The organism is Allorhizobium sp. NPDC080224 (assembly GCF_050281005.1).
Taxonomy (GTDB): Bacteria; Pseudomonadota; Alphaproteobacteria; order Rhizobiales; family Rhizobiaceae; genus Allorhizobium.
In genome coordinates, this window is sequence record NZ_JBNNWJ010000002.1 from 323,719 (window position 1) to 337,866 (window position 14,148).

The 14,148-nt window shown below is 62.0% G+C and carries 12 protein-coding genes; 10 read left to right on the top strand and 2 right to left on the bottom strand.

All coding sequences use genetic code 11. The features are described 5' to 3' along the window. The first annotated feature begins 145 nt into the window (after nucleotides 1-145). The 8 genes from ACQKP1_RS19865 to ACQKP1_RS19900 all read left to right on the top strand — a co-directional run bounded on the left by ACQKP1_RS19865 (nucleotide 146) and on the right by ACQKP1_RS19900 (nucleotide 8,685). Nucleotides 146-3,142, top strand: coding sequence for a 2-oxoglutarate dehydrogenase E1 component (locus tag ACQKP1_RS19865; protein ID WP_427276693.1), 2,997 nt, complete (start codon nucleotides 146-148; stop codon nucleotides 3,140-3,142). Nucleotides 3,143-3,199: 57 nt separating this feature from the next. Next, entirely contained in the window at nucleotides 3,200-4,429 is a 1,230-nt protein-coding gene (gene odhB / locus ACQKP1_RS19870) for a 2-oxoglutarate dehydrogenase complex dihydrolipoyllysine-residue succinyltransferase (protein ID WP_006724465.1), read from the top strand. Between the two features lie 12 nt (nucleotides 4,430-4,441). Further along, entirely contained in the window at nucleotides 4,442-4,855 is a 414-nt protein-coding gene (locus tag ACQKP1_RS19875; protein ID WP_427276694.1) for an MAPEG family protein, read from the top strand. A gap of 8 nt (nucleotides 4,856-4,863) precedes the next feature. Next, nucleotides 4,864-5,358 (top strand): hypothetical protein, encoded by a 495-nt coding sequence (locus ACQKP1_RS19880; protein ID WP_427276695.1) that lies wholly within the window; start codon nucleotides 4,864-4,866, stop codon nucleotides 5,356-5,358. After that, nucleotides 5,355-6,104 (top strand): SDR family oxidoreductase, encoded by a 750-nt coding sequence (locus ACQKP1_RS19885; RefSeq protein ID WP_203018452.1) that lies wholly within the window; start codon nucleotides 5,355-5,357, stop codon nucleotides 6,102-6,104. The genes ACQKP1_RS19880 and ACQKP1_RS19885 overlap by 4 nt, the downstream gene beginning before the upstream one ends. A gap of 25 nt (nucleotides 6,105-6,129) precedes the next feature. Further along, nucleotides 6,130-7,536, top strand: a complete 1,407-nt coding sequence (lpdA, locus tag ACQKP1_RS19890; protein WP_203018451.1) for a dihydrolipoyl dehydrogenase — start codon at nucleotides 6,130-6,132, stop codon at nucleotides 7,534-7,536. 128 nt (nucleotides 7,537-7,664) lie between these two features. Beyond that, nucleotides 7,665-8,165: a cytochrome b gene (locus tag ACQKP1_RS19895; protein ID WP_203018450.1), complete on the top strand. Its 501-nt coding sequence runs from the start codon at nucleotides 7,665-7,667 to the stop codon at nucleotides 8,163-8,165. A gap of 19 nt (nucleotides 8,166-8,184) precedes the next feature. After that, the gene (locus ACQKP1_RS19900; protein WP_203018449.1) at nucleotides 8,185-8,685 is read left to right on the top strand and encodes a DUF2867 domain-containing protein; all 501 of its coding nucleotides are present in this window, start codon (nucleotides 8,185-8,187) and stop codon (nucleotides 8,683-8,685) included. On the opposite strand, the gene ACQKP1_RS19905 is transcribed toward ACQKP1_RS19900, so the two are convergent. Continuing rightward, complete coding sequence (locus ACQKP1_RS19905) at nucleotides 8,666-9,664, bottom strand: TraB/GumN family protein (RefSeq protein ID WP_427276807.1); 999 nt, start codon at nucleotides 9,662-9,664, stop codon at nucleotides 8,666-8,668. The two genes, ACQKP1_RS19900 and ACQKP1_RS19905, sit on opposite strands and share 20 nt — an antisense overlap. Before the next feature lie 183 nt (nucleotides 9,665-9,847). Further along, nucleotides 9,848-10,771 (bottom strand): tyrosine recombinase XerC, encoded by a 924-nt coding sequence (locus ACQKP1_RS19910; RefSeq protein ID WP_203018447.1) that lies wholly within the window; start codon nucleotides 10,769-10,771, stop codon nucleotides 9,848-9,850. A gap of 142 nt (nucleotides 10,772-10,913) precedes the next feature. Here ACQKP1_RS19910 and ACQKP1_RS19915 point away from each other — a divergent pair, with 142 nt between their 5' ends. Beyond that, the gene (locus ACQKP1_RS19915) at nucleotides 10,914-11,810 is read left to right on the top strand and encodes a GNAT family N-acetyltransferase (protein WP_427276808.1); all 897 of its coding nucleotides are present in this window, start codon (nucleotides 10,914-10,916) and stop codon (nucleotides 11,808-11,810) included. A 58-nt stretch (nucleotides 11,811-11,868) separates the two neighbouring features. After that, nucleotides 11,869-14,082, top strand: coding sequence for a primosomal protein N' (locus tag ACQKP1_RS19920; RefSeq protein ID WP_427276696.1), 2,214 nt, complete (start codon nucleotides 11,869-11,871; stop codon nucleotides 14,080-14,082). Nucleotides 14,083-14,148 lie beyond the last annotated feature (66 nt).

Here is a 14,148-nt window from a genome sequence, read left to right on the forward strand (position 1 = left end):
CCAGGCGAAGGGTTGGTCCGCCAATCCTTCGCCTGGACTTCGCATATCTGAGACGATTCGCAGTTTTTGACGATCGCGAGCGGCAGGCCGGGCATCCGGCCATCAATTCTAGTCGGGAGGCGAGCCGAGAGGTTCGCAAAACACCATGGGTAGGCAAGAAGCCAACGAGCAGTTTCTGATCACGTCCTTCCTCGACGGATCGAATGCGGCCTATATCGAGCAGCTTTATGCGCGCTACGAGGAAGATCCCTCTTCGGTTTCCGACGAGTGGCAGGCCTTCTTCAAGGCGCTTGCCGATAATCCGACCGATGTGAAGAAGGCCGCGAAGGGCGCCTCCTGGCGGCGCAAGAACTGGCCGATTGCCGAAGGTGGCGATCTCGTCAACGCGCTCGACGGCAACTGGGGCGTGGTCGAAAAGGTTATCGAAAAGAAAGTTCAGGCCAAGGCAGAAGCGACCGCCGCTTCGACCGGAAAGTCTGTTTCGGAAGCTGAAGTCCTGCAGGCAACGCGGGATTCCGTTCGCGCCATCATGATGATCCGTGCATATCGCATGCGCGGTCACCTGCACGCCAAGCTCGACCCGCTCGGTCTCGCCGCTCCGGTTGATGACTACAACGAGCTTTCGCCGACCGCTTACGGCTTCACTGACGCCGATTACAGCCGCAAGATCTTCATCGACAACGTGCTGGGCCTGGAATACGCCACGATCCCGCAGATGCTCGACATCCTGCAGCGCACCTATTGCTCGACGCTCGGCGTCGAGTTCATGCACATCTCCAATCCGGAAGAAAAGGCCTGGATTCAGGAGCGCATCGAAGGCCCCGGCAAGGGTGTCGAATTCACGCCAAACGGCAAGAAGGCGATCCTCCAGAAGCTGATCGAGGCCGAAGGCTTCGAGCAGTTCATCGACGTCAAGTACAAGGGCACCAAGCGCTTCGGTCTCGACGGCGGTGAATCCCTGATCCCGGCGCTCGAACAGATCATCAAGCGTGGTGGCCAGGAAGGCATGGAAGAGATCGTGTTCGGCATGGCCCATCGCGGCCGTCTGAACGTTCTGTCCCAGGTCATGGGCAAGCCGCATCGCGCCATCTTCCACGAATTCAAGGGCGGCTCCTTCAAGCCCGATGAAGTCGAAGGCTCCGGCGACGTCAAGTACCACCTCGGCGCCTCCTCGGACCGCGAGTTCGATGGCAACAAGGTGCATCTGTCGCTGACAGCAAACCCGTCGCACCTGGAAATCGTCAATCCGGTCGTCATGGGCAAGGCCCGCGCGAAGCAGGACCAGCTTGCCAAGGTTTGGGAAGGCGATGTCATCCCGCTCAAGGAGCGCGCCAAGGTTCTGCCGCTGCTTCTGCACGGTGATGCGGCCTTTGCCGGTCAGGGCGTCGTTGCCGAAATCCTCGGTCTCTCCGGTCTGCGCGGTCACCGCGTCGCCGGCACGATGCACTTCATCATCAACAACCAGATCGGCTTCACCACCAATCCGGCTTTCTCGCGCTCGTCGCCCTATCCGTCCGACGTTGCCAAGATGATCGAAGCGCCGATCTTCCACGTCAATGGCGACGATCCGGAAGCCGTGGTCTACGCGGCCAAGGTCGCGACCGAATACCGGATGAAGTTCCACAAGCCTGTCGTCGTCGACATGTTCTGCTATCGCCGCTTCGGTCATAACGAAGGCGATGAGCCGTCCTTCACGCAGCCGAAGATGTACAAGGAAATCCGCGCCCACAAGACCGTGGTCAACATCTATGGCGAGCGTCTGATCGCCGAGGGCCTGATCACCGAGGGCGAACTCGAGAAGATGAAGGCCGACTGGCGCGCCCATCTCGAGCAGGAGTTCGAAGCCGGTCAGAGCTACAAGCCGAACAAGGCCGACTGGCTGGACGGCGTCTGGTCGGGTCTGAGGACCGCCGACAATGCCGACGAGCAGCGTCGTGGCAAGACGGCTGTGCCGATGAAGCAGCTCAAGGAAATCGGCCGCAAGCTGTCGACCATTCCCGAGGGCTTCAAGGCGCACCGCACGATCCAGCGCTTCATGGACAACCGCGCGCAGATGATCGAAACCGGCGAAGGCATCGACTGGGCCATGGGCGAAGCTCTCGCCTTCGGTTCGCTTGCCGTCGAAGGCCACAAGATCCGTCTGTCCGGTCAGGATTGCGAACGCGGTACCTTCTCGCAGCGCCATTCGGTTCTCTACGATCAGGACACCGAAGAACGCTACATCCCGCTCGCCAATCTCGCCCCGAACCAGGCGCGCTACGAAGTCATCAACTCGATGCTGTCGGAGGAGGCTGTTCTCGGCTTCGAATACGGCTATTCGCTCGCCCGTCCGAATGCGCTGACGCTCTGGGAAGCCCAGTTCGGCGACTTCGCCAACGGTGCGCAGGTCGTCTTCGACCAGTTCATCTCGTCGGGTGAACGCAAGTGGCTGCGCATGTCCGGTCTCGTCTGCCTGCTGCCGCACGGCTATGAAGGCCAGGGTCCGGAACACTCTTCGGCCCGCCTCGAGCGCTGGCTGCAGATGTGTGCCGAAGACAATATGCAGGTCGCGAACGTCACGACGCCGTCGAACTACTTCCACATTCTGCGCCGTCAGATGAAGCGTGACTTCCGCAAGCCGTTGATCATGATGACGCCGAAGTCCTTGCTGCGCCACAAGCGGGCAACCTCGAGCCTTGCCGAAATGGCCGGCGAAAGCTCGTTCCACCGCCTGCTGTGGGACGATGCCGAGGTCATCAAGGACGGCCCGATCAAGCTTCAGAAGGATGCAAAGATCCGCCGCGTCGTCATGTGCACGGGCAAGGTCTACTACGATCTGCTCGAAGAGCGCGAAAAGCGCGGCATCGACGACATCTACCTGCTGCGTATCGAACAGCTCTACCCGTTCCCGGCCAAGGCGCTCATCAACGAGCTGTCGCGTTTCCGCAATGCGGAGATGGTCTGGTGCCAGGAAGAGCCGAAGAACATGGGCGCCTGGTCGTTCATCGATCCGTATCTGGAATGGGTGCTTGCCCATATCGACGCCAAGTACCAGCGCGTTCGCTACACCGGTCGTCCGGCTGCTGCCTCGCCGGCAACGGGCCTGATGTCGAAGCACCTCGCCCAGCTCGAAGCCTTCCTTGAGGACGCTCTGGGCGGTTGATCCGCCCAGTCTTCTCCTCGCAGACCGTAACGTTCTCTGACCAACGGAATTGAGATCATGGCCACTGAAATCCGCGTACCCACCCTCGGCGAATCCGTCAGCGAAGCCACTGTCGGCACCTGGTTCAAGAAGGTCGGCGACACCGTGAAGGCCGACGAACCGATCGTCGAACTGGAAACCGACAAGGTGACCGTTGAAGTCCCGGCTCCCGCCTCTGGCGTGCTGACCGAAATCGTCGCCCAGAACGGCGAGACCGTCGGTCTCGGCGCGCTGCTCGGCCAGATCGCTGAAGGCGCTGCCGGTTCCGCCGGTGCTGCTGCCCCGGCTCCCGCTGCTGCGCCTGCACCTGCTGCAGCCCCGGCTCCGGCCGCTGCTGCTCCGGCCGCTTCTTCCGCCATGCCGGCTGCTCCGGCTGCCGCCAAGCTCGCTGCCGACAACAACATCGCGACCGCCGATGTCGATGGTTCCGGCAAGCGTGGCCAGGTGCTGAAGGGTGACGTGCTCGCCGCCATCGCCAAGGGCAGCTCCGCTCCGGCGCCGACCGCAGCCCCGGCTGCTCCGCGTCCGGCATCTTCCGGTGACGATGCCTCCCGTGAAGAGCGCGTCAAGATGACCCGTCTGCGCCAGACGATCGCCAAGCGCCTGAAGGATGCCCAGAACACGGCCGCCATGCTGACCACCTATAACGAGGTGGACATGAAGGCGGTCATGGATCTGCGCAACCGCTACAAGGACATCTTCGAAAAGAAGCACGGCGTGAAGCTCGGCTTCATGGGCTTCTTCACCAAGGCCGTGACCCACGCCTTGAAGGAACTGCCGGCCGTCAACGCCGAAATCGACGGCACCGACATCATCTACAAGAACTACTGCCATGTCGGCGTTGCTGTCGGCACGGACAAGGGTCTCGTCGTTCCGGTCGTGCGCGATGCCGACCAGATGTCGATCGCCGAGATTGAGAAGGAAATCGGTCGTCTCGGCAAGGCTGCCCGTGACGGCCAGCTGTCGATGGCCGACATGCAGGGCGGCACCTTCACCATCTCGAACGGTGGCGTCTACGGCTCGCTGATGTCCTCGCCAATCCTGAACGCACCGCAGTCGGGTATCCTCGGCATGCACAAGATCCAGGAGCGTCCGGTCGTTGTCGGCGGCCAGATCGTCATCCGTCCGATGATGTATCTCGCGCTCTCCTACGATCACCGCATCGTCGACGGCAAGGAAGCCGTCACCTTCCTCGTTCGCGTCAAGGAAAGCCTTGAGGATCCGGAACGTCTGGTTCTCGATCTCTAAGGAATATTCACGATGGAGCCGGTAACCGCTTCCGCCTCTCCGCTCGTCCTGCTCCTAGCCTGGAGCGTGGTCCTGCTGGTGGCCCATGTTCTCCTTCAGGGCATGCTGGCCACCAAGGAGCTGGGTACGGAGTGGAATGCCGGCCCTCGTGATGAAGGCAAACAGCCGGAGAGCAAGCTTGCCGGCCGCGCCGCGCGGGCATCCTCGAACTTCCGCGAAACCTATCCGGCCTTCGTCGCGCTTGCGGCAGGGTTGCTGTTCATCGGTGAGACCTCGGGCCTCGGCCTGATCGGCGCGATCGTCTGGTTTGTCGGGCGCATCGTCTACTACCCGCTCTATCTGGCGGGCATTCCCTATATCCGCTCGCTCGTCTGGCTCGGCGCCATGGCCGGCCTCGGCTTGATGTTCCTCGCGCTGGCGTTTTGAGGTGAGGCATGGGCGCGTCGTCAGGAGCAACCGTCCTTCTTGCCGCGCTCGCGCTGTCTGACGCGGCTCTAGCCGCCGATTGCCGTATTGAAAAGGCCACCTACCGCGAAGCCGAGACGGGCGTCGAGCTGGTCTTTGCTGCGGCCAGTGGCGAGAACACGCCTGTTTCCCATGGGTTCAGTACCGCAATCGGCGGTTTCAAGCTTAATGGTCATGTCATTTTCGATCCCGAGATCGAACGTCCTGTCGGCATGCTGATGAACAACTGCCCCGACGGCGATGTGACCGGTGAAACGATCGCTGCCTGCACCGTCTGGAAGGGCATCGTTTACGGCATCGATGAGACGACCGGCCATGTCGATCTCCTGCCGCCGGAAAGTGCCGATGCACCGGATGCACTTTTGCTCCCCGGCTTTGGCCCTGCGATCCTGTCGTCTGCTGTCGGCAAGGGGATGGAACGCGCGCCCTGGGATGTCTTCGAATTCAAGGGATGCGCCTCATGACCAACCGTCCCCTTCTCCTCGTCACCGGCGGTAGCCGTGGTATTGGTGCAGCCGTCTGCCGAAAGGCGGCAGCGCAGGGTTATGACCTGCTGGTCAATTATCACTCGAACGCAATTGCGGCTGAGGCGGTTGCGGCTGACTGCAGGGCTTTCGGCGCGAATGCTGAGGTTGTCCAGGGCGATACCGCGACAGAGGCTGGCATCGAAAGCATCTTCCAGGCGGTTGACCGCCTTGGATCGCTCCACGGTCTCGTCAACAATGCCGGTGTTGTCGATGCCACGGCGCGGGTCGAGGAATTCGACCGGGCGCGGCTCGACCGGATGTTTGCCGTCAACGTCATCGGCAAGATCCGCTGCGCCACGGAAGCCGTGAAGCGCATGTCGACAAAACATGGCGGGCAGGGTGGCGTGATCGTCAATATCTCGTCCATGGCCGCCGTCATCGGCAGTTCGGGCCAGTATGTCGACTATGCCGCCGCCAAGGCTGCGGTTGATACATTTACTGTGGGCTTGTCCCGCGAGGTCGCGACCGAGGGCATCCGGGTCAATGCCATCAGGCCCGGCATCATCGATACCGAAATTCACGCATCCGGCGGATTGCCGGACAGGGCGCGCGATCTGGCCCCGATCGTTCCGATGCAAAGGCCCGGAACGGCCGACGAAGTGGCCGACAGCGTTCTTTATCTCCTCTCGCCTCAGGCATCCTATGTGACGGGTGCCCTTTTGAATGTCAGCGGCGGTCGGTAACCGTCGAAAACGAAGGAAGCTCCCCATGTCTTATGATGTCATCGTTATCGGCTCCGGCCCCGGCGGCTATGTCTGCGCCATCAAGGCGGCCCAGCTCGGCATGAAGGTCGCCGTGGTCGAAAAGCGCGCCACCTATGGCGGCACCTGCCTCAACATCGGCTGCATTCCGTCCAAGGCCCTGCTGCACGCGTCGGAAGTCTTCCACCACGCGGCTCATGGCATGGCTGATCTCGGGGTCGAAGTCGGCGCACCGACGCTGAACCTTTCCAAGATGATGGCGCACAAGGACGCGACCGTGAAGTCGAACGTCGAGGGCGTCTCCTTCCTGTTCAAGAAGAACAAGATCGACGGCATCCAGGGCACCGGCAAGATCCTCGGCGCCGGCAAGGTCGAAGTCACCAACGACAAGGGCGAAGTCCAGGTTCTTGAAACCAAGAACATCGTCATCGCAACCGGCTCCGACGTCGCCGGCATTCCGGGCGTCAATGTCGATATCGATGAGAAGATCATCGTCTCCTCGACCGGCGGTATCGCGCTCGACAAGGTTCCGGGCAAGATGATCGTCGTCGGCGGCGGCGTCATCGGTCTCGAGCTCGGGTCGGTCTGGTCGCGCCTCGGCGCCAAGGTCACCGTTGTCGAATATCTCGACACGATCCTCGGCGGCATGGACGGCGAAGTGTCCAAGCAGTTCCAGCGCATTCTCGCCAAGCAGGGCATCGAGTTCAACCTCGGCGCCAAGGTCACCGGCGTCGAGAAGTCGGGCGAAGGCGCCAAGGTCACGTTCGAGCCGGTCAAGGGCGGTGAAGCCCAGACGCTCGACGCCGACGTGGTTCTCGTCGCCACCGGCCGCAAGCCCTATACGGCAGGCCTCGGCCTCGAAGAATCCGGCGTTGCCCTCGACAATCGTGGTCGCGTCGAGATCGACGGCCACTACCGCACAAATGTTGCCGGCATCTATGCCATCGGCGACGTGGTGAAGGGGCCGATGCTCGCCCATAAGGCAGAAGATGAAGGCGTGGCACTCGCCGAAATTCTCGCCGGCCAGCATGGTCACGTGAACTACGACGTCATCCCCGGCGTCGTCTACACCCAGCCGGAAGTCGCTTCCGTCGGCAAGACCGAGGAAGAACTGAAGGCTGCCGGCGTAGCCTACAAGGTCGGCAAGTTCCCCTTCACCGCCAATGGCCGTGCGCGCGCCATGCAGGCCATGGACGGCTTCGTCAAGGTTCTGGCCGACAAGGACACCGACCGCGTCCTCGGCGTCCACATCATCGGCCTCGGCGCTGGCGAGATGATCCACGAAGCTGCCGTGCTGATGGAATTCGGTGGTTCGTCGGAAGATCTGGGCCGCACCTGCCACGCCCACCCGACCATGTCGGAAGCCGTAAAGGAAGCCGCACTCGCGACCTTCTTCAAGCCGCTGCACATGTAAGGTTGCCGACCTAACATAGGCCAATTATTATATTTCGGTAAGGTTGAAGGCCGTCGCTTGTGCCCCAAGCGGTGGCCTTTATCATGTGTGGGCAGTGCCTCCCTTTGCTCCTCCCGAAAGGCAAGCCCATGGACCATGTCGCACCCGCCTCCTATTCCATCCCGCAGAAGGCCCTTCACTGGCTGATGGCCCTGCTCATCCTGTTCAACCTCCTCTTCGCCGAGGCGATGGAGGAGGTTGCCGAAGCCTATGAACGCGGCGAGGTGCCGTCGCCTGACGATCTTACCTTCGCGAACATCCATGCCTATGTCGGGATCGCCGTGCTCTGTCTCGGGGCCATCCGTATCGTCTTGCGGCTCATCAAAGGCGCGCCTTCGGCACCGCCGGAAGAGCCACCGGTCTTGCGTCTCGCTGCCAAACTCGCCCATGGCACCTTCTATGCGCTCTTCTTCCTTCTGCCGCTTAGTGGCATCGGCGCCTATTACTTCGGCAACGAGACGGCGGGTTTCGTGCATGGCGGCCCGCTGAAGAGCCTGATGTGGCTTTTGATCGCGGTGCATATCCTCGCGCTTCTGGTACACCAGTTCTACTGGAAGACGCCGGTCGCCACGCGAATGACGCGGGGGTGAGCGAAGATGGGGGTGCAGGATGGGTGTCGTTGTCGAGCAACAGGTCGCGTTGCCGCATCCCGACCTCCCCGAAGCTGACTGGGCGGACAGCTATGGCGTCCGGCTCGATGGATCGGATCTCGACCCGATGGAGGTCGCCCGGGATCTGATGGGTCGAGCGCCGCGCTGGGTCGGAGCTCTCCTGAAGATTCGGAACCTGATCGTCGGTTTTTTCGGATTGAAATCAGCTGAGCTGGAGCTGACGGGCCAGGACCGGATCGGTGGCTTTCCGGTCATTGCCCACGACGGCGATCATGTGCTGCTCGGCTTCAACGACAAGCATCTCGATTTCCGGATCATCGTTGCAGTCGAACCGGAGGGCACCGGACATCAGCATGTGTCGCTGACGACCCTCGTTCAGCGCCACAATCTCTTCGGCCGGGTCTACATCCTCGTCGTCACGCCGTTCCACAAGCTGATCGTGAAGACATTTCTGAAGCGTTTTGCCGCTTCAAGAGGTCTCAGCCGTCGATCCGCGTGACGGTATAACCCTGGCTGCGGATCAGTTCGACGAGGCCTTCTTCGCCCGGGAGATGCAGAGCACCGACGGCGATAAAGGCATTGCCCTTTTCCAGATGCTTCTTGCTGCCTTCCGCCATGACAAGGTTGCGATCTCGGACGATCCGGGTCTCGAAAGCGGCATAGGCGCTCTCGTCTTCACCGGCGGCGGTGGGGGCGACGACTTTCAGCAAAGGCATGGTCATGCCGATGTCACCGGCGAGGTAAAGTTCGGTCATCGTTTCGATGACGTCTTCCATCTTGTCGCCGAGTTCGATCGTTTCGATCAGCGCCTTGAAATGGAAATCGACCGGCAGGTCAGCCATGGCTTCCAGCTGCTCGACCAGCGTTTCGAGGCCGGCCACCGGCTTATCTGCGGCAACGGCATCTTCGGCGATCTTCTTGTCCAGGAAGGATGCGCCGGCCGCCTTGCGCGAAAGCTCGCAGGCCGGTAGCGCAACGAAACTTGCCAGGATCCAGGGCTTCATCTTGGCAACAGCGCCAAGCGCCAGGCCACGCTCTTTCAGCCCGGCTTCCAGTCGCTGGAGTTCCTCGGCGTCGAGATGGTCCTTCACCGACTTACCATCGGTGAACATGGTCAGTTCGGGATGCATGAGAAGCGAGGCCGCGGCATTCTTCTCGTCGAGGATCTCATCCGATTCGATCACCACGACATCAGCGGCGGCGGCCGCCTCACTGGCGCCTTGCGGCATGGTGAGAACGCGGGGGTCGGTGACATGCATGGTGCCGAGCAGGTAGGAGGGTTTAAGCCCGTCCTTTTCAATCTTCCAGAAAATGCCCTGGCCGTTCGGAACCTTGGCCGCCTCGGCGCGGATCTTCGCGAGCTCTTCCGGTTGTTCCGTCTCCATGGCGAGAAGCAGGTTTTCGCCATGGCAAGCGACGTCGGAGGCACGGGCGGGCGCGACCGCCACAAGTGCAGCGAGCAGGAGGGCGAAAACCATAAGAGGCAGTGCGCCTGTGATCCAGAGACCGATCTCGGACAGCGAAAGGCGCGGCAAGCTCGGCCGCGTAGGAAAAAGGCGGTGCGCGTTCATGTCATCTCCTGTCAGACGTTGCGGACAATAGGAGTGATCGCCCTCATGTTCGATTAACGACCTTGGTTAACGCAGGTCTGGTTGCACGCGTCAGGCGCGGGGATGGGCGCGATCGTAGATGTCTAGAAGCCTTGCACTGTCGACGCCGGTATAGATCTGCGTGGTCGAGAGGCTTGCATGGCCAAGCAGTTCCTGGATCGTCCTCAAGTCGCCACCGCTGCCGAGTAGATGGGTCGCGAAGGAGTGGCGAAGAGCATGAGGTGTGGCCGAATCCGGCAGGCCGAGCGCCGACCGCAGCTTCTGCATTTCCCGCTGGATGATCGCCGGCTGAAGCGGGCCGCCCCGGGCGCCTCGGAAAAGCGGTGCGCCGGCTTCGAGATGATAGGGGCAGAGCTTGTAGTAGGTTTCTACCGCCTCCATGACGACGGGAAGCAGGGGCACCAGCCGCGTCTTGCCGCCCTTGCCGGTGATGCGCAGGCTGGTCGGCCGGCCCTGGAAGACGTCGGGTGTCAGCCCTAGTGCCTCCGAAATGCGAAGACCGCAGCCGTAGAGAAGCGAAAGCACGGCGGCGTCGCGCGCCGCGATCCAAGGCTCCTCGTTCATCTGCGTATCGACCGCGACGACGGCCAATGCCTGGCGCCCACTCAGCGGCTTGGGGAGGGATTTCGGCTGCTTCGGAGACCGGATCGCGCTGGCACCCGCTGCATTCACCAGCCCCTTGCGCTCAAGATGGCGCAGGAAGGAGCGCAGGCCGGCGAGATGGCGGCCGAGAGACCGGGCGCCGTCCCCTTCCTTGCGGCGATGGGCGAGGAAGCCGCGCAGGTCTGCCGGGCGCAAGGCCTTGATATCATCGATCTTCACCGGCCCCCCGACATGGCCTGACAAAAATTGCAGAAATTGCCTCGTGTCGCGTTCATAGGCGTCGAGCGTGTTGGCCGACAGGCGGCGCTCGGCACCGAGGCTCTCCAGCCATGCGGCGCGTTCGCCGAGAAGTTTTTCGTCTGCGGGGATCAATTGCGCGCCTTTTGCGTTGTTGGCTGTTGGCCACCCGGCTCACGATGGCGCGGGAGGGTTAACGAAAGACGAATTCCGGGGCTGTCATGAACAGATCACAGATGGCTGCCACAAGACCTCTGGAATTCTGGCGAGGTAAATGCTGATGCGCCGCTCTCCCGCTTCCGCCTTGTCGAGCGTTACCGACACCCTGTCGCTCCTGTCTCACGGGCGCCCCGGACATATCGTCGACACGCTGATCGCCGAGCGCGGGCAAAGGCTGGTGGAGCATCCGCTCTGGCCCGCAATGCGTCCCTTTCTTTATAGCGTTTTGCGCTATGACAAGGCGATCCAGTTCGCCAATGATGTCGCAAATCTCCCGGGGCCGCAGGTGTTCGACTATCTGAGTGCGGCACTTGGCCTCGATATCCAGGTCCGTCACGCCGACCGCATCCCGTCATCCGGTGGATTCATCCTGGTCAGCAATCATCCGACCGGCATTGCCGATGGGGTCGCGATGTATGACCTGCTGAAAGATCGCCGTCCCGACATGACCTTCTTCGCCAACCGCGATGCCATCAGGGTCAACCCGCGGCTTGCCGAAATCATTATTCCGGTCGAATGGCGCGAAGAGCACAAGTCGAAGCTCAAGGCGCGCGAGACGCTGAAGCTCACCACGCGCGCCATAGAAGAGGGCAGGGTCACTATCCTCTTTCCCTCGGGCCGCATCGCCTATTGGGACGAGGGAAAGCTCAACGAGCGGCCCTGGAAGACGTCCGCGATATCGCTCGCGCGCAAATACAATCTGCCGATCCTGCCGGTGAACATGAAGGCCCGCAATTCGGGCCTCTTTTACTGGTTCGCCCGCTGGTCGACCGAGCTGCGCGACATGACCGTCTTCTACGAGCTTCTGAACAAGCGCGGCGGTCGCTTCGATTTCACGGTCGGCAATCTGATCCCGGTCGAGGCGCTGAACGGCGATCCCGCCGAGGTCACCCGTGCGCTGGAGGATTATACAGTCCATCAGCTGCCTGCCGATCCCGACCGCAGCTTCCGCTGATCTCCCCTCACATAAAGCCTGTTTTCTTTCCGTTCTTCCGGGGGCAAGTTGCAGCCCGATGAAGGACGATTCGAAAAGCCTGTTCGGGGAACTGTTCGAAACACCGCGCCGCAAGGTGGTGCCGGTGCTCGTTCCCATGCCAGCACCAACCGCCTATAGTTATGCCGTACCGGATGGCCTCACGGTCGAGCCGGGTGCCATCGTGCAGGTGCCGCTCGGGCCCCGTCAGGTCATCGGCGTCGTCTGGGACGGTGGCGAGGACACATCAGTTGATCCGAAGAAGCTCAGGGAAATCACGAAGGTCTTCGACTGCCCGCCGCTCGACCAGGATATGCGCACCTTCCTCGATTGGGTGGCCGCCTATACGCTGTCGCCGCCCGGCTATGTCGCCCGCATGGCGCTCCGGGCGCCTGCCGCCCTGGACCCGGATCCGATGATCGAGGGCCTGCGATATGCCGGCTATGAGCCAGAGCGGCTGACACCTGCGCGCCAGAAGGTGCTGGAGATAGCAGCGGATGGCCTCTCCTGGACGAAGAGCGGACTTGCCCATGCGAGTGGCGTCTCGACCAGCGTCATCGATGGTCTCGTGAAGCAGGGCGTGTTCGAACAGGTTTTCCTGCCGCCGCCGCCGCTGGTCGCCGCTCCGGATCCTGACTATGCCGAAAGCCGGCTCGCCGGCCCGCAGAAGGAGGCGGCCGAAGAGATCCTTCAGAGCCTGAGCAAGGGCGGCTTTCACGTCTCGTTGATCGATGGCGTGACGGGCTCGGGCAAGACGGAGGTTTATTTCGAGGCGATTGCCGAGACACTGAAACAGGGCAAGCAGGTGCTGATCCTGCTGCCGGAAATCGCGCTGACAGCCAATTTCCTCGAACGCTTCCAGGATCGTTTCGGCTCCAAGCCCGGTGAATGGCATTCGGACCTTGCGACCCGCACCCGTGAAAAGGTCTGGCGCCAGGTCGCGACCGGCGAGATCCGTGTCGTGGCCGGTGCGCGTTCGGCGCTTTTCCTGCCCTTCGAGAATCTCGGCCTGATCATCGTTGACGAAGAGCATGACCCCGCCTTCAAGCAGGAAGACCGCGTCTTCTATAATGCGCGGGACATGGCGGTCGTGCGGGCCCGCATCGCGGGCTTCCCCGTCGTGCTGGTCTCGGCAACCCCCTCCGTCGAGAGCCAGGTCAACTGTATCGCCGGCCGCTACACCCGCATTCATCTGCCGACACGCTTTGCCGATGCGGCGATGCCGGATCTGCATCTCATCGACATGCGGCGTGCGCCGCCCGAACGGGGTGGCTTTCTGTCGCCGATCCTGCTCCGCTCCGTCGGCAAAGCCGTGGAACGGGGCGAACAGGCCCTGCTCTTCCTCAACCGACGGGGATACGCACCCCTGACGCTTTGCAGAGTCTGCGGCCATCGTTTCCAGTGCCCGCAATGTTCAAGCTGGCTGGTCGAGCATCGCTTTCGTGGCCAGATCCAGTGCCACCAATGCGGCTATCACGAGCCGACGCCGAATGCCTGCCCGGAATGTGGGACCCTTGACCACCTCGTCGCCTGTGGTCCCGGGGTCGAGCGTATCGCCGAGGAGGTCGAGAAGCACTTTCCCGATGCACGCACACTGGTGCTCTCCTCCGACATCGGCGGCGTCAAACGTTTACGCCTGGAGCTCGAAGCGATCGCCAATGGCGAGGCCGATATCGTCATCGGCACGCAGCTCGTCGCCAAGGGCCATAACTTCCCGCTGATGACCTTGGTCGGAATCATCGATGCGGATATCGGCCTTTCCAACGGCGATCCACGTGCTGCCGAGCGAACCTTTCAATTGCTTTCCCAGGTGACCGGTCGTGCCGGCCGTACCGGACGCAAGAGCCTTGGTCTGTTGCAGACGTTCCAGCCCCAGCATCCTGTCATGCAGGCGATCATTTCAGGCGATGCCGCCGCTTTCTATGAGCGCGAAATTCTGGAGCGCGAGCGGGCGCAACTGCCACCCTTCGGTCGTCTCGTCTCGATCATCGTCTCAGCCGATAGCCGCGCCGAGGCAGAGGGGCATGCGCGCGGGCTGCGTCAGGCTGCACCCCACGAAAGCGGCATCATGATCCTCGGTCCCGCCGAAGCGCCGCTTGCGCTCGTCCGTGGTCGCCATCGCTTCCGACTGCTCGTCCATGGGCGCCGCAACAGCGACATGCAGGCTTTCGTCCGAAGCATGCTTGAGCGCGGGCCGAAGGAACGACGGTCGATCCAGGTACAAGTGGATGTCGATCCGCAGAGCTTCCTTTGAGCCGATCGGTAAAGATTGCGTTGCATCACCTGAGAATTAGGGCTCGGAGCCATACCGCAGGCGCGC

What these genes read in the sequence shown, in the direction of transcription:
- odhB (WP_006724465.1), top strand. Translation starts at nt 3,200, where the DNA reads ATGGCCACTGAAATCCGCGTACCCACCCTCGGCGAATCCGTCAGCGAA.
- ACQKP1_RS19900 (WP_203018449.1), top strand. Translation starts at nt 8,185, where the DNA reads ATGGGTGTCGTTGTCGAGCAACAGGTCGCGTTGCCGCATCCCGACCTC.
- ACQKP1_RS19895 (WP_203018450.1), top strand. Translation starts at nt 7,665, where the DNA reads ATGGACCATGTCGCACCCGCCTCCTATTCCATCCCGCAGAAGGCCCTT.
- ACQKP1_RS19880 (WP_427276695.1), top strand. Translation starts at nt 4,864, where the DNA reads ATGGGCGCGTCGTCAGGAGCAACCGTCCTTCTTGCCGCGCTCGCGCTG.
- lpdA (WP_203018451.1), top strand. Translation starts at nt 6,130, where the DNA reads ATGTCTTATGATGTCATCGTTATCGGCTCCGGCCCCGGCGGCTATGTC.
- ACQKP1_RS19875 (WP_427276694.1), top strand. Translation starts at nt 4,442, where the DNA reads ATGGAGCCGGTAACCGCTTCCGCCTCTCCGCTCGTCCTGCTCCTAGCC.
- ACQKP1_RS19905 (WP_427276807.1), bottom strand. Translation starts at nt 9,664, where the DNA reads ATGGTTTTCGCCCTCCTGCTCGCTGCACTTGTGGCGGTCGCGCCCGCC.
- ACQKP1_RS19920 (WP_427276696.1), top strand. Translation starts at nt 11,869, where the DNA reads ATGAAGGACGATTCGAAAAGCCTGTTCGGGGAACTGTTCGAAACACCG.
- ACQKP1_RS19885 (WP_203018452.1), top strand. Translation starts at nt 5,355, where the DNA reads ATGACCAACCGTCCCCTTCTCCTCGTCACCGGCGGTAGCCGTGGTATT.
- ACQKP1_RS19865 (WP_427276693.1), top strand. Translation starts at nt 146, where the DNA reads ATGGGTAGGCAAGAAGCCAACGAGCAGTTTCTGATCACGTCCTTCCTC.